Consider the following 23,867-nt stretch of genomic DNA (forward strand, 5'->3'; position numbering starts at 1 on the left):
ACCTTACCCCGGAACGCGCAGTGCCGTCGCCGGCTCGAGATCCTTTTCCGAAACCCGCGGCACCGTGCGGCCCGCGGCCGACACCTTCCCCGCCTGCACCCGCAGCCGCTCGGCCGTCTCGGCGTCCGGCGCGGGCAGCCCGATGCGTCGGCACCATGCGGCGATCTCGGCGTCCGTCCAGTCGAATTCGCTCATCGAAGACTTCCTCTCATGCCGCGGGCCGCGCCTCGCGCGGGTCCGCAGCCCGTTCCCAGGCATGCGCCACCACCAGCGCCGTCAACTCGTCGAAGTACTTCGTCGTGATCTGCACCGAGGTCGGCATGCCGTCGTCGTCGAAGCCGCTCGCCACCGCGAAGGCCGGGTGCCCGGTCACGTTCTGGATGCTCGTCGTCGCGGCGTAGGTGTACGCGCGCACCACGTCGTTGTCCCCGAACGCGGGCGCCACCATCGAGGTCGTGGGCATCAGCACCGCGTCGTAGCTCTGCATCATGGCGTCCGTCGCCGCCGACAGCTCGCGCCTGTAGCGCTGCGCCGCAAGGTAGTCCGCCGCCCGCACCATCGACCCCGACATCATCTTGTCGCGCAGGGCGAAGCCCATCTCGTGGTGGCGCTCTAGGAAATCCTTCTCGTGGATCGAATAGGATTCCGACCAGTTGATGACGCTCAGCGTGTTCCGGTAGGCGGGCAGCGGCGCCGGCAGGCGGGCCTCCTCGACCACGGCGCCCAGCCCTTCCAGCACCTTGGCCATACGCTCGCAATTCTCCGCCAGCGCGGGCTGGAAGGCCGGCGCGCCTTCGCCGAAATCGCGCACCACTCCGATGCGCATCCCCTCGACACGGCCGGCCCGCAGTCCGGCGGCGAAGTCCGGCACCGGCACGTCCCGGGTGCTCTCGTCCAGGGGATCGACGCCGCAGATCATCGACAGCACCAGGGCGTTGTCCTCAGCCGTCCACGTCAGCGGGCCGGGCACGTCCGAGCTCCAGCAGTTGGGCAGCATCCCCTTCCGGCTGATCCGCCCGAAGGTTGCCTTCATGCCCTGCACGCCACAGGCCGCCGCCGGCAGGCGCACCGATCCACCGGTGTCCGACCCGAGCGCGAACATGGCGGCTCCCGCCGCCACCGCCGCACCCGCTCCGGTCGAGGATCCGCCGGTGAACCGATCGGGGTTCCACGGGTTGCGCGCGACTGGGAACGGCAGGTCATGATGCACCTCGCCGTTTCCGGTGCCGTATTCCCAGGTGTTCAGCTTGCCCAGCAGGATCGCCCCCGCCGCCTCGAGCCGCGCGATGATCGTCGCGGTCTCCTCTGCCATGTGATCCAGCATCAGCCGCGATCCGGCGGTCGTGAGAACACCCTTCACGTGGTAATTATCCTTCACCGCGAAGGGGATGCCGTGCAGAGGCCCACGTAGACGTCCCCGCCGGATCTCCATCTCGGCCTGCACCGCCTTCGTGCGCGCGGTCTCGTCCAGGACGGTGATATAGAGATTCAGCTCATCCTGCGTCGCGGCGATCCGCGAAAGGCAGGCGTCCACCAGATCCACCGGGGAGACCTCGCCCCGCCGCAGCCGAGCACCCGCCTCGGTCACGCTCAGCCCCGAAAGCCCGAGCCCCGGCCCCCGCTCCATCCTGTTCATCGGCTGATCCCTTCGTGCCCGGGGCACGAAGCACCGCACCCTTCGGCCGATCATCCCGCCGAAGGCCCCGGCCCCGCAAACCAGAAATCCTGACACCTGGGCTGACGAAAACTCAGGTCCCGCCACCCGGGCCCGCGGCCTCAGCCCTCGCGCACCATGTGCGCCAGCACGTCCGCACGGTCGAGCAGCCCCACCATGCGCTTGTCCTTCAGCACCGGAAAGGCCCGGTGCGGCAGGTCGAGGAACATCTCGGCGGCGTGCATCACGTCTTCGCCCGCCTCGACCGTGACGACCTCCGCCGTCATGTGATCGGCCACGTTGCCGGTCCAATCCTGATAATACCCCGCGTGCAGCGCCGGGCGGAAGCAGTCCTTCTGCGTGAGCAAGCCCGCCAGCCCGCCGTCTTCCTTCAGGACCGGTGCCGCCGCGGCCTCGCCCTCGACCAGCAGCGCCACCGCCCGCCGGATCGGCGTCGCGGGCGTCAGCGTCACGATATCGGTGCGCATGATGTCCGACACCAGATGCCGGCTCATGACGCCTCCTCGCGCAGGTGCGGACAGCCCGCGCAGCGCTCCATCTTGCCGCAGGCCATGGCACCGCAGCTTGTCCGCGCCGGCCCGCGCCCCAGCGCGAGGCCAAGCGCCAGACCGCCCGCCGCCAGCACGAAGACCCCGACCGCGAAAATAACCTCGATCATGCCAGCACCTCCGCCATCCGGCCCGTCACCTGCTGCCGCAGCGCGCCGCCGTCATCGCTCAGGAACAGCGCGTCGATCCCGTGCGCCTCGGCCAGCGCCACGCCGCGCTCGGCCCCTGCCGCGAACAGCGCCGTGGCCCAGCCGTCCGCCGTCATCGCGCGTTCCGACAGGACCGAGACCGAGGCCAGCGCCCCCGCCACGGGTTCGCCCGTCGCCGGATCGATGATGTGGGAATAGCTGCGCCCGCCCAGCACGTAGCTCTGCGCCCGCCGCCCCGAGGTCGCGACGCTCAGGCCGGGCGCAAGCGACAGCACCGCCGCCAGCCCCTCGCCCAGCGGGTTCTCCACGCCGACCTTCCAGGGCCGCCCCTCGGGGTGCATCCCCAGCGCCGCCAGTTCGCCGCCGAGATCGATCAGCACATCGCGATGCCCCTGCCGCGCCGCCAGCGCCCGCGCCTCGTCCAGCGCCCAGCCCTTGGCGATGCCGCATAGATCCAGCGTCGCGCCCGCGTCGCGCTTGACCACGCGCGTGCCCTCGACAGTCCAGGCCGAGGCATCCGAAACCTCGCCCACGTCGATCGGGCCAAAGCCCCAGCGCGCCACAAGCGGCCCCACGCCGGGATCGAAGGCCCCGCCGCTTTCGCCCGTCAGCGCCAGCGCCGCAGCAGTGACAAGCGCTGTCTCCTCCGGCACCTCCTGCGCACCGACGCCCGCCCGGTTCAGCCCGCTCAGCATGCTGTCACTCCGCCAGGGCGACATCTGCGCGTCGATCCCGGCAAAAAGCGTAGCGACAGCCTCGCCCAGATCGCTGCCGAGGCCCGGCCCGGCCATCCGCCACTGCGTCCCGAAGGCCGGCCCGCCGATGCCCTCCACCGGCGCGGCGCGCCCGATCACCGGCCACAGCATCGCGCCCCCGGCAAGGCCCAGGAAACCGCGTCGTCCGAGACGGCTCATTTCAGCAGTCATGGCCCTATCCTCCGAAATCGTCATAGAAGATGTTCTCCGGCTCGACCCCGAGCCGTTCCAGCGTCGCAAGCACCGCCGAGATCATGACCGGCGGCCCGCACAGGTAGTATTCGCAATCCTCGGGCGCCGGGTGCTTTGCCATCTCGCGACGCAGCGCCTCGTGGATGAAACCGGTCGCCCCGGTCCAGCGGTCGCCGGGCGCCGGGTCCGACAGGGCCGGGGTCCAGGTGAAGTTCGGATTGGCCTCGGACAGCCTGTCGAACTCCTCGACATAGAACAGGTCCGCGACGCTGCGCGCCCCGTAGAAATACCGAAGCCGCCGCGTGCTGCCGCGCCCAAGCTGCTCGTGGATCAGCGCCCGCAGCGGTGCCATGCCCACACCCCCGCCAATAAAGACCATCTCGGCCTCGGTCGGCTGCGCGTGGAACTCGCCGAAGGGCCCCGAGGCCTCGACCTTGTCGCCTTCCTTCAGCGAAAACAGCCAGGACGACACCTTTCCCGGCGGCACCTCGTGCTCCATCCCCGCGGGCGGCACGGCGAGCCGGATATTGAACACCGCCCGGTTCACGTCCTCGGCGCGGTTCGCGACCGAATAGGCCCGCGTCACCGGCGCATCGCATGCGGACGACAGTTCCGTCCAGCCGGCTATCTCCCAGGTCTCGCGAAACGCCTCGGGCAGGTCCAGCTTGCCGAAATCCACCTTGTAGGGCGGCGCCGTGATCTGCATGAAATCCCCGGCGAGATAGTCGAAGGGCTGCCCCTCGGGCAGATCCAGCACGATCTCGCGGATCAGCGGCGCCATCATCCGGGTCGAGGCCACCGTGCAGATGAACCCGCCGCCCGAACTCAGGATGTCGTCCGGCACCGTCACCGCGCAGTCGCCCCGCAGGCTGGTCTGGCAGGCCAGCCGCATGTGATCGCGCCGCTCGCGCGCGGAAAGCACACCCTTCTCGGTGGCCTGCGGCTCGCCCGCGCCCTCGCCCGTGACATGAACGCGGCAAAGCCCGCAGGTCCCCGACCCGCCGCAGGCGGCGGGAATACGGATGTCGTTGCCGTGCAGCACCTGCAGCAGCCGGCTGCCGCGCTCGGCGGTGATATGCGTGCCGCCGTTCACCGTGATGTCGATGGCGCCCGAGGGCACCAGGCGCTTTCGGGCCTGCAACAGCCCCACCGCCAGCGCGAGCACCAGCAGCGTGACGACGAGTGTGCCCAGGATGATCTCCGTCATTGCGATGCCGCCATCTGCGCGAAGGAGGAAAAGCCCAGCGACATGAGCCCCGCCAGGATGAAGGTGATGCCAAGCCCCCGCAGCCCCGCGGGCAGGTCGGCATAGGACAGCCGCGAGCGCACCGCGCTCAGCATGGTGACAGCGAGCGCAAAGCCCGCGCCGCCGCCCAGGCCGTAGACCGCCGATTCAGCCAGCGTGTACGAGCGTTCCACCATGAAAAGGCTGCCCGCCAGGATCGCGCATTGCACCGTCAGCAGCGGGAGGAAGACCCCGAAGGCCGCGTAGATCGCCGGAAAGAACCGGTCGAGCAGCATCTCGAGCAGCTGCACCGTCGCCGCGATCACCCCGATAAAGGCGATGAGATCGAGGTAGGACAGGTCCAGCTCCGGCATGCCCGCCCAGGCCCAGGCGCCGGGCGCCAGCACGTAGGTATAAAGCAGCTGGTTCAGCGGCACCGTGACGCCCATCACGCCCGTGATCGCTATGCCGAGGCCAAGCGCGCTCTCGGTTTTCTTGGACAACGCGAGGAAGGTGCACAGCCCCAGGAACAGCGTCAGGGGCATGTTTTGCACCAGCGCCGAGTAGATGAAGAGATCCCAGAGCCCGCTCATTCCGCCGGCTCCCCGCGCGGCGGCGGCACCGTGTCGAGCGCCTCGGCCTGTTCGGGCAGTACCGTCCGGATCGCCCAGACCAGCATGCCCAGCAGGAAGAAGGCAGAAGGCGCCAGCAGCATCAGGCTCAGCGGCGTGTACCAGCCGCCGTTCTCGACCAGCGGCAACACCGTGTGCCCCATCAGCTCGCCCTTGCCGAACAGCTCGCGCACCGCGCCGATCACGATCAGCACCAGCGAATAGCCCAAGCCGTTGCCGAAGGCGTCGACCATGGCGGGCAGCGGCGGGTTGTGCCGCGAAAACGCCTCGGTCCGCCCCATGACAAGACAGTTCGTCGTGATCAGCGCCACGAAGACCGACAGCGACCGGCTGATGTCCGGCAGGTAGGCCTGCAGGATCTGGTCGATCACGATCACCAGCGACGCGATGATGACGATCTGCACGATCAGACGGATCGTGTCGGGAATGTGCTTGCGGATCACGCTGATCAGCCCCGCCGACAGCGTCACCACCGTGGTCAGTGCCGCCGCCATGGTTAGCGCCGTCGGCAGGGACGTGGTGACCGCCAGCGCCGAGCACAGCCCGAGGATCTGCAGCGTCACCGGGTTCTGCCGCACCAGCGGCTCGGTCAGCGTCGACCAGAAATTGAAGTGTTCCGCCATGGCTCAGAACTCCCCGCGCTGCACCGCATCGACCAGCGGGCCATAGCCCTCGGGGCCAAGCCAGAAGCGCACGATGCGGGTGACCGCGTTGCTGGTGCGCGTGGCGCCGGTGATGCCGTCAACCTCGTAGGGGCTCACCGCATCGCCCCGCGCCACCGCAAAGCGCACCGTGCCACTGGCGTCGCGCACCTCGGTGCCCGGCCAGCTCGCCTGCCAGCCCGGCTCCTCGATCCGTCCGCCAAGCCCCGGCGTCTCCTCGTGCCGCGTGACCGCAAGGCCCGCGATGGTGTTCATGTCGCCCTGCATGGCCAGCACCGCCGAGATCGGCCCGTTGTAGCCCGCTCCGCTCAGCGGCAGCAGCGCCAGCTCGATCTCCTCGTCCTCGCCGCGCAGCAGGTAGATCTGCACGTAATCCGGCCGCTGCCCGAGCCCGGCGATATCCTCGCCGTCGCTCAGCGCGGTCCAGTTCGACTGCTCCGCCAGCGCCGCCTGCAGGGTGTCGGGCGTCACCTCCTCCGCCGCGCGCCCCGCCTCGAGATCGATCACCACGGTGGACAGCGTCCCGCCGGTCGCCTCCAGCAGCTCCGACATGCCCGGGATGCCGCGCACCAGCGCCTCGATCCGGGCCTGTTCCTCGGCCGCGCGGTTGGCCGCCTGGATCGGCCGCAGCACCACTGTCGCGCCGCTCACCATCACCGCGCAAAGCGCCGAGACCGCGAATGCCATGAACACCGTCTTGCCGCGGCTTTCGTTGGGCAGCGCAAGCACCCGTCGCAGGGGGTTCCAGTCACGATCGGCCATGAGGTCTCCTTCGCCGCGCAAGCCAGAGGCCTATCGCGATCTCATCGAACAGGGGCGCGGCGAGCGAGGCCAGAAGCGCCGCCGAAACGGCCATCTGAACCGGCGCCGCGCCGTCCCAGCTGATTGCGAAAATTACCATCAGGGCGCCGTAGAACGCCCCGTTGAGCCAGCGGGCCAGTTCCGTGGCCGCACTCGCCACCGGGCAGGCCACCAGCAGCACCAGCACGATGCCCGCCGCAGGCACCAGTACCGCGGGCAGCAGCCCCGCCAGCGACGCGGTCACCCCCACCAGCACCGCGCCCAAGATCACGCCAGCCGGCATCACGCCGAAGGCAAGCCCGATCAGCGCCGCAGGGATCGCGGCCCAGGCGACAGGCTCGACAAATCCTGGCCAGGGAAAGGCCGGAAAGCCGAAGCCCAGGAACGACAGCGTCACCGTCGCCGGGTTCACCACGTTGCGGCCCCAGCCCCCGAAGACCAGCTCGCCCATCACCGCGCCGAAGCTGACCCCCAGCACCATGCGCAGCAGGCCCAGGTCCTCGGGCGCCAGCATCGCCACGCCAAGCGCCGCGATGGCGCCTGCCAGCGAGGGCGGTTGTGCGCGGGCCAGCATGAAGACCAGATGCCAGATCCCCGACACCACCAGCGCCAGCAGCAACCGGGCCAACGCATCCGTGCCGCCGAACCAGAGCCAGGTCAGCGCCAGCGGCATGTAGGCGGCAAGCAGCATCAGGGCGACCGTCTCGCGGTCCCACAATCCCTTTGTCATGCAGCGAACTCCGTCTCGGTCCGGTCCAGCATCCGCCGCAGCGCACCGGCCAGCGTCCCGTGGCCGCCCAGAACGTAATCGGCCAGCGCCACGTCCTCCTCGAGCAGCGACAGCGCGCCCAGCTTCATGGCGGTCTCGTCGTCCCCCGCCGCCAGCGCCCGCGCGAGCGGTGCCGCCGGAAGGCCGCCGCCAAAGGCATGGGTCAGCGCCGAGGTCGGGATGATGGGCCGCGGCATCGCCGATCCGGTCAGCGCCTCGATGAACCAGTGCCGCCCGCGCCGGCGCGGTCCGCGCGGCATCACCGTCACCTGCCGGTCGCGCGTGCCCAGCCAATGCGCTTCGCGCCCGTCGAGCGGCGATCCGGTCATCAGCATATGCGGCCCCGGCAGAACCTCTCCGTAGGTCAGCCCGCGCAGGTCCGCCCCGGGCTGCGTCCGCACGAAGCGGCTCTCTCGCAGGGCGCTGCCCGCCACGTGGATCAGCCGCGTCTCGGGAACGAGCCCCGTTTCCAGCAGCGCCCCGATCGCGGCCACGTCCTCGGCATGGATGTCCCAGACAGGCGCATCGAGCTCCGCCGGAAAGGCGCTATGAATGCGCATGCCCGCCAGCCCCTGCGGATGGCGCGGCCCGCAGCGCAGCGTCTTCACCTGCTCGTGCGCCCGCTTGGTCCCGAGCGGTAGCTCGGCGCGGGAGTGGCAGACGATCACCGGCCCGTCCGTCAGGTGGCAGAGGGCATCCAGACCTTCGCCGAAGACCCTCTCCGACCCGTTCAGCGCAACTTCCGGATCTGGGGCGAAGGGCCGGGTGTCCGAGCCCATGACGAAGATTGCCGCGGGCCGTTCGCCGGGCGCAGGCATGTTCCCGAAGGGCCTGCGCTGCAGCAGCGGCCAGAGCCCCGCGCCTTGCATCAGCCGGCGCAGCGAAGCCTCCGAAAGCGCACCGTCAAGCGCGTGTTCGTGCCGCCCGCCGCCGCTTTCGCGAAAGAAGACGATCTCGCCCATCCTGCGTCCCGGACCAAGGCGGATCGCGCCCACTGTCGCGGCCATGGGGGCGGTCAGACAGATTTCCGGGGCATGGCGAAGGCAGGCGACCGGGGCACCGTGTGCCACCTGGGCCCCCTCCTCCACCAGGGGTGTCACACGCAATTCACCGTGGGCCGGTCCGGTCAGACCAGCTTCCTCGGTGATCATCTCGAGAACGCCACCGGAAGCTGCCGGAGGCGTTGCGAAACGAGGCGAAAGCCCGGCGCGTAAAGCGCTGCTACTCATAACGTCGTTCCCGTCGGGGTTGTGTCGCGCGCACCCGATTTTCCGTGAAACTGTAACACGAGTGTGATTTCTTAAAAGAGCGCGAACGTCACTTGCGACGGAGTAACCCAGGCCATGCCACGACTACTGGTCATTTTTTCCAGCCTCGCCCTAGCGTTGAGCCTTTTTTTCATTGCTGCCGAGACACAGCCGGCCTTTGCGCAGGATACCGCCGAATCCGAGGCGGAAGACGAGGCCATCGTGCCCTTCGCCCTCCCCGAGGACGGGCCCTTCCACCCCGAGAACATCGAGATCAAGAACAACGATGCCATTTCCGACTGGTACCGGTCGGCCCATGCCGACGCCGCAGCCGAGGCATTTCGTCACTGGGATGGCGAGGAAGAGATCAACCCGGTCTGTTCCGTCTGCCACTCGGGTGAAGGCTTCCGTGCCTTCCACGGGCTCGACGGCAGCGAACCCGGCGTCCCGAACGAGCCGATCCCGACCGGCGGCGTCGTCGATTGCGGCACCTGCCATAACCCCGGTCTCGCCGAGATCAAGGAGATCACCTTCCCTAGTGGCCTCTCGCATCCGGTCCAGGGGGTCGAAGCCGCCTGCATGACCTGCCACCAGGGCCGCACCGCAGGCGTCACGGTCGAAAACGCCATCGACGGCAAGAGCCTCGACGAGAGCGACGGCGAGCTGCGCTTCGTGAACCCGCACTACGCCACGGCGGCGGCCACTTGGCTCGGCGGATACGGCGGCGCGGGCTACCACTACGAGGGGCAGGACTACAGCGGACGCTTCTTCCACGCCCAACCGGTCTCGACCTGCAACTCCTGCCACGATCCCCACTCGCTGGAGATCGAGTTCGAGCCCTGCATGACCTGTCACCAGGGTGAAAGCCCCGCCGACATCCGCATCGCGCGGCAAAGCTACGACGGCAGCGGCGACACCGATAAGGGCATCAAGTCCGACATCGAGGCCAACGCCGCCATGCTGCTCGACATGATCCGCACCTATGCCGAAGAAGTCGTCGAGGTGCCGATCATCTACGACGGCCACAGCTACCCCTACTTCTTCGCCGACGCCAACGGCGACGGTGCGGTGGACCAGAACGAGGGCAGCAGTGTCTCCTACAACGCCTGGACCCCGCGGCTGCTGCGCGCGGCTTACAACTGGAAGCTGGTCACGGCAGATCCCGGCGCCTTCGCCCACAATCCGGTCTACTCGCTGGAGCTGCTCCACGACTCCATGGCCGACCTCGGCGGGCCACTCGGCATCGACATCGCGGAGCTCGGCATCCGGCGCTGAGCCGGACCGCCCTCCGTCGAAAGACACAAGGGCCCGGCGGGAGCGATCCCGCCGGGTCTGTCCCGACAGTCCCGGGCGCCGTGGCGTCATGCGCCCCAAACCGCGCCCCGTCACAGTTCCGCCAATCTTTCCCCCGAAATCTTCGCGCGGATCGTTGCCGCAAGGCGCCGGCCGTTTCCCAACGCGCAGGAGCAGATGTCCCGAGAAGATCGCCCCGACGGATTCGTGGATGCCCTGGCCAGGGGCCTCGCCGTGCTGTCGGCCTTCGACGGCGCCCTGCCCGGCATGACCCTTTCCGAGATCGCCCGCCGGGCGGATCTCAGTCCGGCCACCGCGCGGCGCAGCCTCATCACGCTGGTTTCGCTCGGCTACGTCGGCCGCAGCGGCCGGCGTTTCCACCTGCGGCCGCGGGTGCTCTCGCTTGGCTCGACCTTCGCCATCTCCTCGCACCTCGGCGCCATCCTGCGCCCCGAGCTCTCCGCCCTCGTCGCGCGCTTCGGCGGCGGCGCCGCGGCGGGCACCCTCGACGGCAACGCGGTCATCTGCCTCGAACACCAGGCGACCCCGGTCAGCGCCCGCGTGATCGGCGCCAACGGCACGTATCACCCCGCCACCGGCACCGCGATCGGACGCACGCTGCTATCGGGCTTCACCGCCGAGCAACTCGAAACCTGGTTCGACCAGCTCGCCGGTCCCGATCCGCGCCCGCTCACCTACGATCTGCCCGTCGACCGCCGGGCGATGCGAACCCGGATCAAACCGATCCGCCAGCGCGGCTACGAGGTGAACCCCGGCCGCGGCCCCGGCACCCTTTGCGGCATCGCCGTGCCCATCCTCGACCTCGACCGCCAGGTCATCGCCGCCCTCAACAGCATCGACGAAACCGGCGCCACCTCCGAGCAGCTCGTCGACGAGCGCCTGGCCGAGCTCACCGCCACCGCCGCGCGCATCTCGCGTCAGCTCGTGCGGGTGCCGATGCTGACCGAGCTGTTGCGCCCCGTCCCCGCCAGCATCTTCAACAGCTGACCACGCACCGGTGCCGTGGCGCCCAGACCCTGTGCACTCCCGCGGGTTAGAGCGCGGCCCGGCGCGGGCTATATTCCTGCGCAAAGGAGATCCGCCATGACCGACACCGCAATCCGCAAGATCCAGACGCAGGGCGTCCACCACATCACCCTCGTCGGCGCCGACCGCCAGACCACCATCGATTTCTGGGAAGGCGTGCTGGGCATGCCCTTCATCTTCGACCAGCCCAACCTCGACGATCCAGACGAGGGGCACCTCTACTTCGATCCCGGCGACGGCCGCCTGATCACCATCTTCACCAACGAGACCCGCAAGCCCGACCCCGCGCGCACCTCGACCGAGGTCGGCGCCGTCCACCACGTGGCCTTCAACGTGAGCCAGGCCAGCTTCTGGCAGGCCGCCAAGCGCCTCGACGCCCGCGGCATCCGCCATTCCGGCCCCAAGGATCGCGGCTTCATGGATTCGATCTACTTCAACGATCCCCTCGGCCTCACCATCGAGCTCGCCTCCTACCGGTTCGAGCCGCCCGAGGGCGTGCGCCACGCCGAGGTCATGATCGAGGCCCACCGCATCCGCGTCGAACGCGGCGACCACCACATCGACCGCGAACACCTCGCCGACGCCATCGAGCTCATCGTCCACCGCGGCCAGCAAAGCCTCTCCACCGACCGCAGCGCCAAGAACCCGTTCTGAGCGCAAGGCCCGCAACCCGCGCAACAGATCCCCTCTCCCCTAGGGGGAGAGGGCTAGGGTGAGGGGCGGCCAAAGCAACAGCCCTCAGCCTTCCAGCACCTTCTCGAAAAACAGATCCGGATAGGGATCCACGTTGAACCGCGGGATCTCGCTCCACCCCGACCGACGATAAAGCGCCACCGCCTCAGGCAACGCGCTGTTGGTGTCGAGCCGCAGAACTTCGATCCCCAACTCCCGGGCCACCTCTTCGAGCCGCGCCATCAGCCGCCGCGACAGGCCGAGGCCCCGGACCGAAGGGTCGACCCAGACCCGCTTCACCTCGCCGTAGCCCTTGTCGGTGCCCTTCAGCCCCGCGCAGCCCACGGCGACCCCGTCCGACACGGCGAGCAGGAAGCTCCCCCGCGGGCGCATCATGTCCCCGGCCTCCGGATCGCAGGACAGTGCCACGTCGAATCCCCGCTCGAAGCGCGCGGCAAGCTCGGCGTAGTAGCGCGCCATGCAGGCCTGCGCCTGCGGATCGCCCGGCGGCACCTCGACGATCTCGATCGCGTCCCGCCCCAGGGCCGATGCAACCACGTCCATCGCCGCCAGCAACCGCTCCGAATTGCCATGCCGCTCGAGGATCGCCGCCGCCTGCGCATCCGACAGCGCCTCGTAGGCGGCAAATTCCTTTTCGCCCGCCTCGGTCAGGCGGACCCGGCGCTTGCGGCTGTCCCCCGGGGCGGTGCCGACCTCCACCAGCCCCTCGCCCTCGAGCCCGCGCAGGATGCGGCTCATCAGGCCCGAATCCAGTCGCAGGTAGGCGCGGATCTCGCTCACGTCCTCGTGCCCCTTGCCGATCGCGTTGAGCACCCGGGCCGGGCCAAGGGGCCGACCCCGGCCAAGAAAGGACTCGTCCAGCAGCCCGATCTCGGTGGTCGCGGCGCGCTGGAAACGGCGGACCCGGGCGATGGAATCAGTGCTCATGGCGGCTCTCCGATATTTACCTGACTTTAGTCAGATAAATGTGCCGCCGGTGCAAGAGGCCTCGCGCTTGATCGGTGGCGCGCCCCGGGTATTCTGATCGCATTGAAAGAAGAGGTTATTGCTTTGAACAGATTTGTCCCGGACCTTTGCGGCCTGTCCGCCCTCGTGCTTGGCGCCCTCGCCCAGCCCATCGCCGCCCAGCAGGGCGCCGCCGACCGTCCCATGCCGGATCCGAACAACATCCCGGCGCTGATCGACTGGGCCTTCGACGTGAATGGCTGCACCTTAACCGAGTCCCAGCTCTTCCAGTTGATCGAAAGCCACCACGACCTCTGGACGGCCAACATCACAATTGTAAATTTCACGGAAAGCCCTGATTTCTCCCGCGAATTTGAGGCCACGAGGGATGCCGAGGGGGCCGTGATCTTCACCCGCACCAGCGGCGGCGCGTGCGGCGGCCCGGCCCCTGCCCCGACCGGCACCGCCGATCTCTCCGCCGCCGCCCGCTGGCTCATCGACGAGGCCGTGGCCTACGAATGCCAGGGCAACCCGGGCCGCATGGACCCGCAGGCCGTCTTCCGGCCCGACATCGACGGCGACGGGCGCGAGGATCTGGTGCTCGACCATCAGGGCATCACCTGCAACGGCGCCCTGCCCCTCAGCTGCGGCGCGCAGGTCTGCGAGACGCGGTTCTACCTGCGCCGCGGCCAGCTCCTGCAAGAGGCCTTGGTGCTGCAGGCCTCGGTGAACGAGGTCTCGGGCGCCACCACGCCCACCATCACCATGCGTCGGCACGGCGGCGGTACCGAGCGCATTCGCTGGTCCGGAAACGGCTTCAGCAGCCAATAGCAGGCGGGCATAGATCAGAGGCAGGACCACCACGCGTCGGCGTAACGCGGGACAATCCTAAGGAAAGGTTAATTCGCCTCTGTAACTCATTGATTTATATAGCACGCAAAGATGTCCCGGCCCGGGACGCCCCCGGGACATCCTGAAGCGCCCACGAAAAAGGGGCGCCCGAAGGCGCCCCGATCTCTCCACCCGCGCGAACTCGCGGGCCGGAATCCCGGCCCGTACCCCGGGTCGGACACCTCAGCTGCAGCCGGACGTCCCGCCGCAGGTGTTGCACTTCATGCAGGTGCCGTTGCGGACCAGCGTGTAGTTGCCGCATTCCCCGCAGGCCTCGCCCTCGTAGCCCTGCATCCGGGCCCGGTTCACCAGGCTCAGCTCGGGCACCGTCGCGGTCTCGCCACCGCCCTCGGACCGGGCCGGCTCCACCGGCTGGGCCATTTCGGTCTGCCCGCTCTGAAACACCATCAGATCCTGCGGCAGCCGCTTGCGCAGGTAGCCGGTCGAGCTGATCTGCTTGAGCACCTCGAGGCTGCGCGACGCGGCGCCCTCGGTCACCTCCTTGAGGTTGCTCGTGCCCTCGTCCTCGCCCCGGCCGAGATCGTCAAAGCTCGCGCCCTCGGGCTTCACATGGGCCAGATCCGTCCGGTCGAGGTAGCTCACCGCCAGCTCGCGGAAGATGTAGTCGAGGATCGAGGTGGCGTTCTTGATGCTGTCGTTGCCCTGCACCATGCCCGCGGGCTCGAACTTGGTGAAGGTGAAGGCATCGACGAACTCCTCCAGCGGCACCCCGTACTGGAGCCCCACCGACACGGCGATGGCGAAGTTGTTCATCATCGCCCGGAAGCCCGCGCCTTCCTTGTGCATGTCGAGGAAGATCTCACCCAGGCTTCCGTCCTCGTATTCGCCGGTGCGGAGATAGACCTTGTGGCCGCCGACGATGGCCTTCTGGGTGTAGCCCTTGCGGCGCTCCGGCATCTTGGTCCGCTGGGACTTGATGATCTCCTTGAAGACCACCTTCTCCACGACCTTCTCGGCCAGCACCTGCGCCTTTTCCTGCGTCGATCCGCTTTCCAGCACTTCCGCCGCCTCGTCGTCGTCCTCGACGAGCGCGGAGGCGAGCGGCTGGCTCAGCTTGGAGCCGTCACGGTAGAGCGCGTTGGCCTTCACCCCGAGCGACCAGCTGAGTTCATAGGCCTTCTGGCAGTCCTCGATGGTGGCATCGTTGGGCATGTTGATCGTCTTGGAGATCGCGCCCGAGATGAAGCTCTGCGCCGCCGCCATCATGCGGATGTGGCTGTCGACCGAGAGGTAGCGCTTGCCACGACGGCCGCAGGGGTTGGCGCAGTCGAAGACCTTGTAGTGCTCTTCCTTCAGGTGCGGCGCGCCTTCCAGCGTCATGGTCCCGCAGACGTGGTCATTGGCGGCGTCGATCTCGGACTTGTCGAAGCCGAGGTGGCGCAGCATGTCGAAGGTCGGGTCGTTCAGCTTGTCCGCCGGGATGCCCAGCACCTCGCGGCAGAACTCGGCGCCCAGCGTCCATTGGTTGAAGACGAACCGGATGTCGAAGGCGGTCGCGAGCGACTTCTCGATCTTGTCGATCTGCGCGGGGCCGAAGCCGTTGCCAATCAGGCGAGTGTGGTTCACGCCCGGCGCATTGCCCAGCGTTCCGTGGCCCACGGCATAGGCGACGATCTCCTCGATCTGGCTGGAGCTGTAGCCCAGCGTCTCGAGCGCGCCCGGCACCGAGCGGTTGATGATCTTGAAGTAGCCGCCGCCGGCGAGCTTCTTGAACTTCACCAGGGCAAAGTCCGGCTCGATCCCCGTGGTGTCGCAGTCCATGACCAGCCCGATGGTGCCGGTGGGCGCAATGACAGTCGCCTGAGCGTTGCGGTAGCCATGCGCCTCGCCAAGACGCAGCGCCTCGTCCCAGGACGCCTGCGCCAGTTCCACCAGCCGCTTGTCCGGGCAGTTGCCCTGATCCAGCGCCACCGGCTTGACCGCAAGGCCCTCGTAGCCGTCCGAGGTGCCATAGGCAGCGGTGCGGTGGTTGCGCATCACCTTGAGCATGTGCGCACTGTTGCGCTCGTAGCCGGCGAAGGCGCCCAGCTCCGAGGCCATCTCGGCGCTGGTGGCATAGGCCACGCCCGTCATGATGGCGGTCAGCGCACCGCAAAGGGCCCGGCCCTCTTGGCTGTCGTAGCCGTAGCCCATGTTCATCAGCAGCCCGCCGATGTTGGCATAGCCCAGACCCAGCGTCCGGAAGTCATGCGACAGCTGCGCGATTTCCTTCGAGGGGAACTGCGCCATGGTTACGCTGATCTCGAGCGTCAGCGTCCAGAGCCGCGTGGCGTGCATGTAGGCCTCTGCGTCGAACTTGCCGTCCTGCAGGAAGGTCAGCAGGTTCATCGAGGCCAAGTTGCAGGCCGTGTCGTCGAGGAACATGTACTCCGAACAGGGGTTCGAGCCGCGGATCTCGCCGTCCTCGGGGCAGGTGTGCCAGGCGTTCACGGTGTCGTGGAACTGGATGCCCGGGTCTGCACAGGCCCATGCGGCGTGACCCACGTTCTCCCACAGGTCGCGGGCACGGACGGTCTTGGCCACGCTGCCGTCGGTGCGGCGCAGAAGCTCCCAGTCACGATCCTCGCGCACCGCCTGCAGGAAGGCATCGGTCACGCGGATCGAGTTATTGGAGTTCTGACCGGATACGCTGGCGTAGGCCTCGGAATCCCAGTCGGTGTCGTAGGTCGGGAACTCGATGCTGGAATAGCCCTGCCGCGCGTAATCCAGCACGCGCTTCACGTAGGTCTCGGGGATCATCGCCTGCTTGGCGGTCCGCACGGCCTTTTTCAGGCCGGCGTTCACCTTGGGATCGTAGGCATCACTCTCGGCGCCGTCCCATTCGCGGATCGCGGCGAAGATGCCGTTCAGCATCTTCTCGTGGGTCTTGGAACCGGCGACGATCGACGCGACCTTCTGCTCCTCAAGAACCTTCCAGTTGATGAATTCCTCGATATCGGGGTGGTCGACATCGCAGATCACCATCTTGGCCGCGCGGCGCGTGGTGCCGCCCGACTTGATCGCGCCCGCCGCGCGGTCGCCGATCTTGAGGAAGCCCATCAGGCCCGAAGACTTGCCACCGCCCGACAGCGGCTCCCCCTCGGCCCGCAGGCTCGAGAAGTTGGTGCCGGTTCCAGAGCCGTACTTGAACAGACGCGCCTCGCGCACCCAGAGATCCATGATCCCGCCCTCGTTCACGAGGTCGTCTGACACGGACTGGATGAAGCAGGCGTGCGGCTGCGGGTGCTCATAGGCCGACTTGGAGCGGGTCAGCTTGCCGCTCTTGTAGTCGACGTAGTAGTGGCCCTGCCCCGGGCCGTCGATGCCGTAGGCCCAGTGCAGGCCGGTGTTGAACCACTGCGGCGAGTTCGGAGCGGCCATCTGGCGGGCCAGCATGTAGCGCATCTCGTCGAAATAGGCGCGCGCGTCGGCTTCCTTGGTAAAGTAGCCACCTTTCCAACCCCAGTAGGTCCAGGCGCCTGCGAGACGGTCGAAAACCTGCTTGGCCGAGGTCTCGCCCGTCATCGCGGCGCCTTCCGCCGGAACCGAGCGCCACAGGAACTCGGGGACGTCCTTCTCGCGCACCGGGCGGGTCGCTGTCGGGACGCCCGCCTTGCGGAAGTACTTCTGTGCGATCACGTCGCTGGCCACCTGGCTCCACGAGGCCGGAACCTCCAGTTCGTCCAGGTGGAAGACCACCGTGCCGTCGGGGTTGCGGATCTCCGAGACCGTCTTGACGAACTCGATGCCCTCGTAGGCGTCCCGACCGGCGGCGGTGAATTTACGCTCGATTTTCATGGTCCCGTCCCATCTTTTCTTGTCAGCCGGTGTTCCGGCCCGCTGATCCCCGGCCTGTCTGCAGCCCGGCACGTTCCCTCAGGCGGAGCGAACGGCCAAGCATCAACGGTCCCGCCACACTGCCCTGTGGCGCGGTGCCCCGTCGTCGCGCGGGGCAATCCTTGTCCGGCTCCTGAGCGACGGGATCACTATATCTAGTGGACGCCCCGTACGCCGGGACAAATTCAGGGGATTTTTGCGATTGGTCAACGATTTTGAGCCGGATTTTTTTCCGTTTTTTTTGTTGACGCAGATACTCACACGCCTCTCGATTCTCCTGTGGATTGACGTCGCGCGCAGCGAGGCGCGAAAAGCCTTGTTCCTCAGGCGATTTGGAGCGTCGGCACACCCATAGCGTGAAGTTGTCCACAGCCTGTGGGTCTGTTCGAAAAATCGGCGGCTTTCAGCGGAATGACTGCATATAGGCGCCAAAAGCCACAGTCGGACACCACATCTGGTGTCCGACCAAGAGAATCGGAATGTTGTCGGGACGACCGAACGGCTCAAGCCATCCGATTCAGGGCCCGGTCCCGAAGCACCTTCTGGTGGTAGAATGCCATCGCCACGTGACCCGCGATGACCGCAAGGAAGACCCAGCCCAACGTCCCGTGGGCCGCGTTGGCCGGCGCCACCGCCCATGCGATGTCAGCCTCACGCGCGGAAAAAATCTCCAGGCCCAGCGGAGCGAAGGCGCGCTCGCTCCCCCAGGCCCGCAGCAGCGCCAGCGCGGGAATGACGAGCATCAACAGGTAAAGCAGCCCGTGCCCGGCCCTGGAAGCAAACCCCATCAACCCGGCCTCGTGCGGAGGCCGCCTTCCGGCGTTCGAGACCGCCCAAACGACGCGCAGGACAACAAGCACGAAGATCACCGACCCCACCCACTGGTGCGTACCCACGAAAAAGGCCGACACGGGGTGACGCCCAAGCGCAAACTTCATGACCATGCCAAGCAGCTGCCACAGGATCAGGGCTGCCAGCGCCCAGTGGAAAAAGCGGCTGACATAGCCGTAGGACACGGGCGTGTCCCGAAGTTCGGTGGGCGTTTCGGTGTTCGGCATCGGGGATCTCCGGTCTTGGCATTCAATACAGAAGCTCTCCCCGTCGACTTGCCGAAACGCAAGTCACCGGACCTCACCGTCCCGTGAAAGAGGCGAAGTCCTGCAACACACGACGAGCTGGCAACCTGCCCCGGCCCGGGCGGCGCCGGTCATGACTCAAACGGGCAAATGCCCGGAGGCTCTCGGATAGGGAAATGGTCGGGGCGGCGAGATTCGAACTCACGACCTTCTGTACCCAAAACAGACGCGCTACCAGGCTGCGCTACGCCCCGACAGGCCCGTGCTTTATCGACGTGGCGGCGACTTGAAAAGCGCGAATCTCACTCGCAGGGCCAGGCGGCGTTCTCGATCGCGGGGTGCTGCATCTCGGCACCGGGTGCAATGCCGAGGCTTTCCGCCATTCCACCATTGATCTCGAGTACGAACTGCGCGGGCGCGTCGCTTGGAATGCCGGTCAGATCTCCGGGCACGGCATTATCGTGCACCTTGATCACCCGTCCCTCGGCATCGGCAAAGACCATGTCGAGCGGGATCAGCGTGTTCTTCATCCAGAAGGCAACCGGCTGTTCCCGCTGATAGACGAACAGCATGCCTCGGCTTGCGGGCATGCTCTCGACGTGCATCAGCCCCTGGGCGCGCTCGGCGTTGTTGTCGGCCACCTCCACGCTGAAGCGGGCGCTTCCGAAATCCCCCCGCAGCCAGACGGTATCATCCCGGCAGGAGGCCTCGGCCACGCTGCCGAGGCCAAGAACCCCGGTCAGGAGGAGCGCGATACCCCAAGTGCGGTTTCCCATGCGTTCACCTCTGTTGCCATCCGCCCGCGCCGGCCGTCGATCACGCGGATCGCCAGCGCCTCGCCGGGCTGCAGGTCCGCGAGCCCCGACCGTCTCAGAACCTCGATGTGGATGAACACATCCTCCGATTTCCCGAAGATATTTGCAAAGCCGAATCCCTTGGCCTTGTCGAACCACTTCACGCGCGCGGGCTCCAACGGCGCGGCGCGCATCACTTCGGGGTCGATATCGTCGAAATCCGCCAGCGGCGCACCCTCGGGAAGCTCGGGCGGATCTATCCGTAGAACTTCGGTGGCCTGCACCCCGCGGTCGGTTTCCTGCACGGCCACGAAGACACGCGCCCCGTCGGCAACCGAAGATTGACCAAAGTTCCGCAGGACATTGGCATGAAGCAGAATGTCCGGGCCGCCTTCGTCTGCCACGACGAACCCGAAGCCCTTCACGGGATCAAACCACTTCACGCGGCCCCTGACCTGCGGGCGCTCTCCAATGTTCGCTTCTTTCACACTTCATCCAATACGCATTCGGGAAGTCGCAATGATGTTACTCGTGCGATAGAAGATTTAAAGATTCAAGTCGCTTGAAAATTGACGACATGAGCGCTTTTCACTTCAAGTAACGTGATCGTCAGGGGTTAAGCCGCGCGATGTCCCATGCGTCGGCAGGCGTTTCGCGGCGCCAGCGGAACCTGTCGTGCAAGCGAAACGACCCGTCGGCCCAGAACTCGATCTCCAGCGGCGTGATGCGGTAACCGCCCCAGAACGGCGGGCGCTGCGGATGCGTCCCCTTCTGAGCGGTAATCCGCCCAACCTCGGCCATGAGCGAGCCGCGGCTCTCGAGCGGGCGCGACTGCTGCGAGGCCCAGGCGCCCAGCCGGCTCTTGAGCGAACGCGACTCGTAGTAACGATCGGCCTGCGGTCCGTCCTCGCGCGTGACCAGGCCGCGGACCCGGATCTGCCGGCGCAGGCTCTTCCAGTGCATCACGAAGGCCGCCTTGCCCGTTGCCTCGATCTCTTCGCCCTTCGCGCTTTCGTAGTTGGTGTAAAAGACGAATGCCGCGTCCTCGATCTCCTTCAGAAGCACCATCCGCACGTTGGGAAGACCGGACGGATCGGCTGTGGCCAGCGCGATCGCGTTGGGATCGTTGGGTTCGCTCCGACCGGCCTCTTCCAGCCAGGCGCGCGCGATAGTGAAGGGATCGTCCCCCGCGAAGATGCCACCCCTGTCGCTCATGCGCCTCTTCCTTCCCCTGCCGTCCTGTTGTTCCACTGTCGCATCGCGCGATCGGACCGGGCCCGAGGGCCACTCAGCCTTGATGCCCGTTTTCTGATCCCCTAAAGGACGCGACACACAGCATTTCGGGCGGAGTGGCGGTCATGTCAAACAATCTGATGGCGGGAAAACGTGGTCTCATCATGGGTCTCGCAAACGACAAGTCGATCGCCTGGGGGATCGCCAAGGCCTGCGCCGACGCCGGCGCCGAGCTTGCCTTCTCGTACCAGGGCGACGCCCTGAAGAAGCGCGTCGGCCCGCTGGCCGAGTCGCTGGGCTCCGACATCGTCCTGCCCTGCGACGTCGCGGACGAGGCGAGCATCGACGCGCTCTTCGAGGGCCTGAAGGAAAAATGGGACGGCATCGACTTCGTCGTCCACGCCATCGGCTTTTCCGACAAGTCCGAGCTGCGGGGCCGCTACGTCGACACCAGCCGCGCCAACTTCGCCATGTCGATGGACATCTCGGTCTACAGCTTCACCGCGGTGATGCAGCGCGCCGAGAAGATGATGAAACCCGGAGGCAGCGCCGTCACCCTCACCTACTACGGGGCCGAGCGTGTCATGCCGCACTACAATGTCATGGGTGTCGCCAAGGCCGCGCTCGAGGCATCTGTGCGCTACCTGGCCGAGGATCTGGGCCGCGACGGCATTCGCGTGAACGCGATCTCGGCGGGCCCGATCAAGACGCTGGCCGCCAGCGGCATCGGCGACTTCCGCTACATCATGAAGTGGAACGAGCTGAACTCGCCCCTGCGCCGCAACGTGACCACCAGTGACGTTGGCAATTCCGCGCTTTACCTGCTCTCGGACCTCGGATCCGGCGTGACGGGCGAGACACATCACGTCGACGCAGGCTATCATATCGTCGGCATGAAGGCGCCCGACGCGCCCGACATCGAAAAGGCCTGACGACTCATGACCTGGACCCAGCTGCTCGCCTTCAACCTCACGCTGCTCGCGGCGATGGCGGCGCCGGGTCCTGCCCTTCTCTACGCTCTTCGCCAGTCCATCGCCGGCGGGTTCCGCACCGGCCTTGCCACGGGCGCCGGTCTCGGGCTCGTGGCGGCCGCCTGGACCGGGGCGGCGCTGCTGGGGCTCGATGCGCTCTTCCGGCTGGTGCCCTGGGCCTACCTTGTCCTCAAGATCGCCGGCGCGCTCTACCTGCTGCGCGTGGCCTGGGGCCTCTGGCGCGATGCCCGTGCGCCCGTCTCCGACAGCGCGCAGCCCGGCGCCCGCGCCTTTCTCGGCGGCATGCTCGTGAATCTCGCCAATCCCAAGTCCGTGCTCTTCGCCGCCTCCGTCCTTCTGCTGATCTTTCCGCCCGATCTTGGCCTTGCGCAAAAGGCCCTGATCGTCGCCAACCACTTTGCGGTCGAAGTGACCGTCTACGGCGCCTTTGCGGCGCTTCTCTCCACACCGCCTGCCCGCGCCGGTTATCTCCGCCTCAAGCCCGTGATCGACCGCGCCGCGGCGCTGATCCTCGGGGCTCTGGGGCTGAGGCTGCTGACCGGCCGCTGAGCCACCCGCCAAGGAGCGCCAGATGAACGACCGTCTTCCCCACGAAAAAGGCTTCCACGTCAGCTGGGACCAGCTGCACCGCGATGCGCGGGCGCTGGCCTGGCGCCTTCAGGGACGCGGTCCGGATGACGGGGCATGGCGGGCGGTCGTCGCCATCACCAGGGGCGGAATGGCCCCCGCGATGATCGTCTCGCGCGAACTCAATATCCGCCACGTCGACACCATCAGCGTCAAGAGCTACGACCATCAGAGCCAGTCCGAGCCGCGGATCATCAAGAGCCCCGACATGGAACTCGTCGGCGACGGCGAAGGCGTGCTGATCGTCGACGACCTCGTGGACACCGGACGGACGCTCGAGCTGGTGCGCGCCCACATGCCCAAGGCGCATGTCGCCACCGTCTACGCCAAGCCGCAGGGCCGCGCGCAGGTCGACACCTACGTGACCGAGGTCAGCCAGGACACCTGGATCTTCTTCCCCTGGGACATGGCGCTGCAGTACGTCAAACCCTACCGGGGCACGGACTGACACCGGGCCTCTTCTCGCCGAAAATACCTCGGGGTGAATGCCGCGCATCGCGCGGCAGAGGGGCAGCGCCCCTCCCACCCGGCACGAGGCCAACACGACCGCACGGAGACCCCCATGACCAGCCGCACCCAGACCACCTTCGCCCCGCCGGTCATGGAAGCGCGCCGCTGGCTCGAGGGGGTCATCTTTCCGGCTGATCGCCCCCTGCTGAACGTCAGCCAGGCCGCTCCGGTGGACCCGCCGCCGGAGCCGCTCCGCGCGGCCATGGCCGAGGCGCTCGAGCGGCCCGAGACACATCTCTACGGCCCGGTGCTGGGCCTGCCGGGCTTGCGCGCTGGTCTCGCCCGCAACTGGTCCGACCACTACGGCGGCACGGTCGGCCCCGACCAGGTGGCCATCACTGCCGGCTGCAACCAGGCCTTCGCCGCCGCCATCGCCGCGATTGCGGGCGAAGGCGACGAGGTGATCCTGCCTGTGCCGTGGTACTTCAACCACAAGATGTGGCTCGACATGTCCGGCCTCCGCGCCGTGCCGCTCAAGACGGGCGACGACCTCGTTCCCACGGCCGAGGACGCCGAGGCGCTGATCACGCCCCGCACCCGGGCCATCGCGCTGGTCAGCCCGAACAACCCCGGTGGCGTCGAGTACCCCGCCGAGACCATCGCCGCCTTCTTCGAGCTGGCGAAGTCCCGCGGCATCAAGCTGATCCTTGATGAGACCTACCGCGACTTCGACAGCCGCGACGGCGCCCCGCACGACCTGATCACGCTGGGCGACTGGGACGACACCCTGATCGCGCTCTACAGTTTCTCCAAGGCCTACCGCCTGACCGGCCACCGCACCGGCGCGGTGCTCACCTCCCAGCCCCTGCTGGCCGAGATCGAGAAATTCCTCGACACCGTGGCCATCTGCGCCCCGCAACTGGGCCAGCACGCGGCCCTCTGGGGGCTCGAGAACCTCTCGCAGTGGCTTGCCGGCGAACGGGCCGAGATCCTGGACCGCCGTGCCGCCATTCTCGACAACCTCCCCGTGATCGAGGCGAAGGGCTGGCGGCTCATGGGCTGCGGGGCCTATTTCGCCTATTTCGAACACCCCTTCGCGGAAAGCAGCGCCGATCTCGCCCCGCGCCTCGTGCGCGATGCCGGCGTCCTGCTGCTGCCGGGCACGATGTTCATGCCCGAGGACGCACCGGAGGGCGCCCGCCAGGTCCGCGTCGCCTTCGCCAACGTCGACCGCGCCGGCATTGCCGAGCTCTTCCGCAGGCTTGCCGCCGTGGAAGGCCCCCTTGCGGGTCGGGCAACCCCCATCTAGACAGCAGGCGCACAAAGCGGAGGAA

25 protein-coding genes and 1 tRNA gene are annotated in these 23,867 nt (G+C 67.5%); 8 read left to right on the forward strand and 18 right to left on the reverse strand.

Translation table 11 applies throughout. The features are described from left to right. Window positions 1-3 precede the first annotated feature (3 nt). The 11 genes from C8N44_RS16280 to C8N44_RS16325 all read right to left on the reverse strand — a co-directional run bounded on the left by C8N44_RS16280 (window position 4) and on the right by C8N44_RS16325 (window position 8,637). Complete coding sequence (locus tag C8N44_RS16280) at window positions 4-195, reverse strand: hypothetical protein (RefSeq protein WP_107977841.1); 192 nt, start codon at window positions 193-195, stop codon at window positions 4-6. Between the two features lie 13 nt (window positions 196-208). Further along, window positions 209-1,636 (reverse strand): amidase, encoded by a 1,428-nt coding sequence (locus tag C8N44_RS16285; RefSeq protein ID WP_158274074.1) that lies wholly within the window; start codon window positions 1,634-1,636, stop codon window positions 209-211. A 140-nt stretch (window positions 1,637-1,776) separates the two neighbouring features. Next, on the reverse strand, window positions 1,777-2,169 hold the full coding sequence (locus C8N44_RS16290) for a CBS domain-containing protein (protein ID WP_107977843.1): 393 nt from the start codon (window positions 2,167-2,169) through the stop codon (window positions 1,777-1,779). Then, on the reverse strand, window positions 2,166-2,333 hold the full coding sequence (locus C8N44_RS23435) for a hypothetical protein (protein WP_158274075.1): 168 nt from the start codon (window positions 2,331-2,333) through the stop codon (window positions 2,166-2,168). Before C8N44_RS23435 ends, C8N44_RS16290 begins: the two co-directional genes overlap by 4 nt. Then, entirely contained in the window at window positions 2,330-3,298 is a 969-nt protein-coding gene (locus tag C8N44_RS16295; protein WP_107977844.1) for an FAD:protein FMN transferase, read from the reverse strand. Before C8N44_RS16295 ends, C8N44_RS23435 begins: the two co-directional genes overlap by 4 nt. Window positions 3,299-3,302: 4 nt before the next feature. Beyond that, the gene (nqrF, locus tag C8N44_RS16300) at window positions 3,303-4,526 is read right to left on the reverse strand and encodes an NADH:ubiquinone reductase (Na(+)-transporting) subunit F (protein ID WP_107977845.1); all 1,224 of its coding nucleotides are present in this window, start codon (window positions 4,524-4,526) and stop codon (window positions 3,303-3,305) included. Then, complete coding sequence (nqrE, locus tag C8N44_RS16305; protein WP_107977846.1) at window positions 4,523-5,137, reverse strand: NADH:ubiquinone reductase (Na(+)-transporting) subunit E; 615 nt, start codon at window positions 5,135-5,137, stop codon at window positions 4,523-4,525. The genes nqrF and nqrE overlap by 4 nt, the downstream gene beginning before the upstream one ends. Then, window positions 5,134-5,799 carry an NADH:ubiquinone reductase (Na(+)-transporting) subunit D gene (locus C8N44_RS16310; RefSeq protein WP_107977847.1) on the reverse strand — a complete coding sequence of 222 codons (666 nt, stop codon included), beginning with the start codon at window positions 5,797-5,799 and terminating at the stop codon, window positions 5,134-5,136. The genes nqrE and C8N44_RS16310 overlap by 4 nt, the downstream gene beginning before the upstream one ends. 3 nt (window positions 5,800-5,802) lie before the next feature. Further along, window positions 5,803-6,600, reverse strand: a complete 798-nt coding sequence (locus C8N44_RS16315) for an FMN-binding protein (RefSeq protein ID WP_107977848.1) — start codon at window positions 6,598-6,600, stop codon at window positions 5,803-5,805. Beyond that, a complete protein-coding gene (locus C8N44_RS16320) occupies window positions 6,587-7,369 on the reverse strand; it encodes an RnfABCDGE type electron transport complex subunit D (RefSeq protein ID WP_107977849.1) in 783 nt (260 codons plus the stop codon). Before C8N44_RS16320 ends, C8N44_RS16315 begins: the two co-directional genes overlap by 14 nt. Next, a complete protein-coding gene (locus tag C8N44_RS16325; RefSeq protein WP_107977850.1) occupies window positions 7,366-8,637 on the reverse strand; it encodes a Na(+)-translocating NADH-quinone reductase subunit A in 1,272 nt (423 codons plus the stop codon). The genes C8N44_RS16320 and C8N44_RS16325 overlap by 4 nt, the downstream gene beginning before the upstream one ends. A gap of 114 nt (window positions 8,638-8,751) precedes the next feature. On the opposite strand from C8N44_RS16325, the gene C8N44_RS16330 reads away from it, so the two are divergent. The 3 genes from C8N44_RS16330 to C8N44_RS16340 all read left to right on the forward strand — a co-directional run bounded on the left by C8N44_RS16330 (window position 8,752) and on the right by C8N44_RS16340 (window position 11,649). Then, complete coding sequence (locus C8N44_RS16330) at window positions 8,752-9,930, forward strand: cytochrome c3 family protein (protein WP_107977851.1); 1,179 nt, start codon at window positions 8,752-8,754, stop codon at window positions 9,928-9,930. A 195-nt stretch (window positions 9,931-10,125) separates the two neighbouring features. Further along, on the forward strand, window positions 10,126-10,956 hold the full coding sequence (locus C8N44_RS16335; RefSeq protein ID WP_107977852.1) for an IclR family transcriptional regulator: 831 nt from the start codon (window positions 10,126-10,128) through the stop codon (window positions 10,954-10,956). A gap of 111 nt (window positions 10,957-11,067) precedes the next feature. Further along, window positions 11,068-11,649: a VOC family protein gene (locus tag C8N44_RS16340; RefSeq protein ID WP_107977870.1), complete on the forward strand. Its 582-nt coding sequence runs from the start codon at window positions 11,068-11,070 to the stop codon at window positions 11,647-11,649. A gap of 84 nt (window positions 11,650-11,733) precedes the next feature. Here C8N44_RS16340 and C8N44_RS16345 read toward each other — a convergent pair whose 3' ends face one another. Further along, on the reverse strand, window positions 11,734-12,615 hold the full coding sequence (locus C8N44_RS16345; RefSeq protein ID WP_107977853.1) for a bifunctional helix-turn-helix transcriptional regulator/GNAT family N-acetyltransferase: 882 nt from the start codon (window positions 12,613-12,615) through the stop codon (window positions 11,734-11,736). Window positions 12,616-12,738: 123 nt separating this feature from the next. On the opposite strand from C8N44_RS16345, the gene C8N44_RS16350 reads away from it, so the two are divergent. After that, window positions 12,739-13,464: a hypothetical protein gene (locus tag C8N44_RS16350; RefSeq protein WP_107977854.1), complete on the forward strand. Its 726-nt coding sequence runs from the start codon at window positions 12,739-12,741 to the stop codon at window positions 13,462-13,464. Window positions 13,465-13,707: 243 nt separating this feature from the next. On the opposite strand, the gene C8N44_RS16355 is transcribed toward C8N44_RS16350, so the two are convergent. The 6 genes from C8N44_RS16355 to pdxH form a co-directional block, all read right to left on the reverse strand. Further along, window positions 13,708-17,322: a vitamin B12-dependent ribonucleotide reductase gene (locus C8N44_RS16355; protein ID WP_107977855.1), complete on the reverse strand. Its 3,615-nt coding sequence runs from the start codon at window positions 17,320-17,322 to the stop codon at window positions 13,708-13,710. Between the two features lie 542 nt (window positions 17,323-17,864). Then, entirely contained in the window at window positions 17,865-18,419 is a 555-nt protein-coding gene (locus C8N44_RS16360; RefSeq protein ID WP_107977856.1) for a cytochrome b, read from the reverse strand. 195 nt (window positions 18,420-18,614) lie between these two features. Next, window positions 18,615-18,691: transfer RNA gene (locus C8N44_RS16365), tRNA-Pro, on the reverse strand. A gap of 48 nt (window positions 18,692-18,739) precedes the next feature. Next, on the reverse strand, window positions 18,740-19,213 hold the full coding sequence (locus C8N44_RS16370; RefSeq protein ID WP_107977857.1) for a DUF192 domain-containing protein: 474 nt from the start codon (window positions 19,211-19,213) through the stop codon (window positions 18,740-18,742). After that, complete coding sequence (locus tag C8N44_RS16375; RefSeq protein WP_107977858.1) at window positions 19,177-19,719, reverse strand: cold-shock protein; 543 nt, start codon at window positions 19,717-19,719, stop codon at window positions 19,177-19,179. The genes C8N44_RS16370 and C8N44_RS16375 overlap by 37 nt, the downstream gene beginning before the upstream one ends. A 121-nt stretch (window positions 19,720-19,840) precedes the next feature. Continuing rightward, window positions 19,841-20,446 (reverse strand): pyridoxamine 5'-phosphate oxidase, encoded by a 606-nt coding sequence (gene pdxH / locus C8N44_RS16380; RefSeq protein ID WP_107977859.1) that lies wholly within the window; start codon window positions 20,444-20,446, stop codon window positions 19,841-19,843. 143 nt (window positions 20,447-20,589) lie between these two features. Between pdxH and fabI the strand changes: the two genes are divergently transcribed. The 4 genes from fabI (at window position 20,590) to C8N44_RS16400 (ending at window position 23,842) form a co-directional block, all read left to right on the forward strand. Beyond that, window positions 20,590-21,396, forward strand: a complete 807-nt coding sequence (gene fabI / locus C8N44_RS16385; protein WP_107977860.1) for an enoyl-ACP reductase FabI — start codon at window positions 20,590-20,592, stop codon at window positions 21,394-21,396. Between the two features lie 6 nt (window positions 21,397-21,402). After that, window positions 21,403-22,005 carry a LysE family translocator gene (locus C8N44_RS16390; RefSeq protein WP_107977861.1) on the forward strand — a complete coding sequence of 201 codons (603 nt, stop codon included), beginning with the start codon at window positions 21,403-21,405 and terminating at the stop codon, window positions 22,003-22,005. 22 nt (window positions 22,006-22,027) lie between these two features. Further along, window positions 22,028-22,531: a xanthine phosphoribosyltransferase gene (gene gpt, locus C8N44_RS16395; RefSeq protein WP_107977862.1), complete on the forward strand. Its 504-nt coding sequence runs from the start codon at window positions 22,028-22,030 to the stop codon at window positions 22,529-22,531. 114 nt (window positions 22,532-22,645) lie between these two features. Continuing rightward, a complete protein-coding gene (locus C8N44_RS16400) occupies window positions 22,646-23,842 on the forward strand; it encodes an aminotransferase (RefSeq protein ID WP_107977863.1) in 1,197 nt (398 codons plus the stop codon). The last annotated feature ends 25 nt before the right edge of the window (window positions 23,843-23,867 follow it).

It is taken from the genome of Allosediminivita pacifica (assembly GCF_003054175.1).
Lineage (GTDB): Bacteria > Pseudomonadota > Alphaproteobacteria > Rhodobacterales > Rhodobacteraceae > Allosediminivita > Allosediminivita pacifica.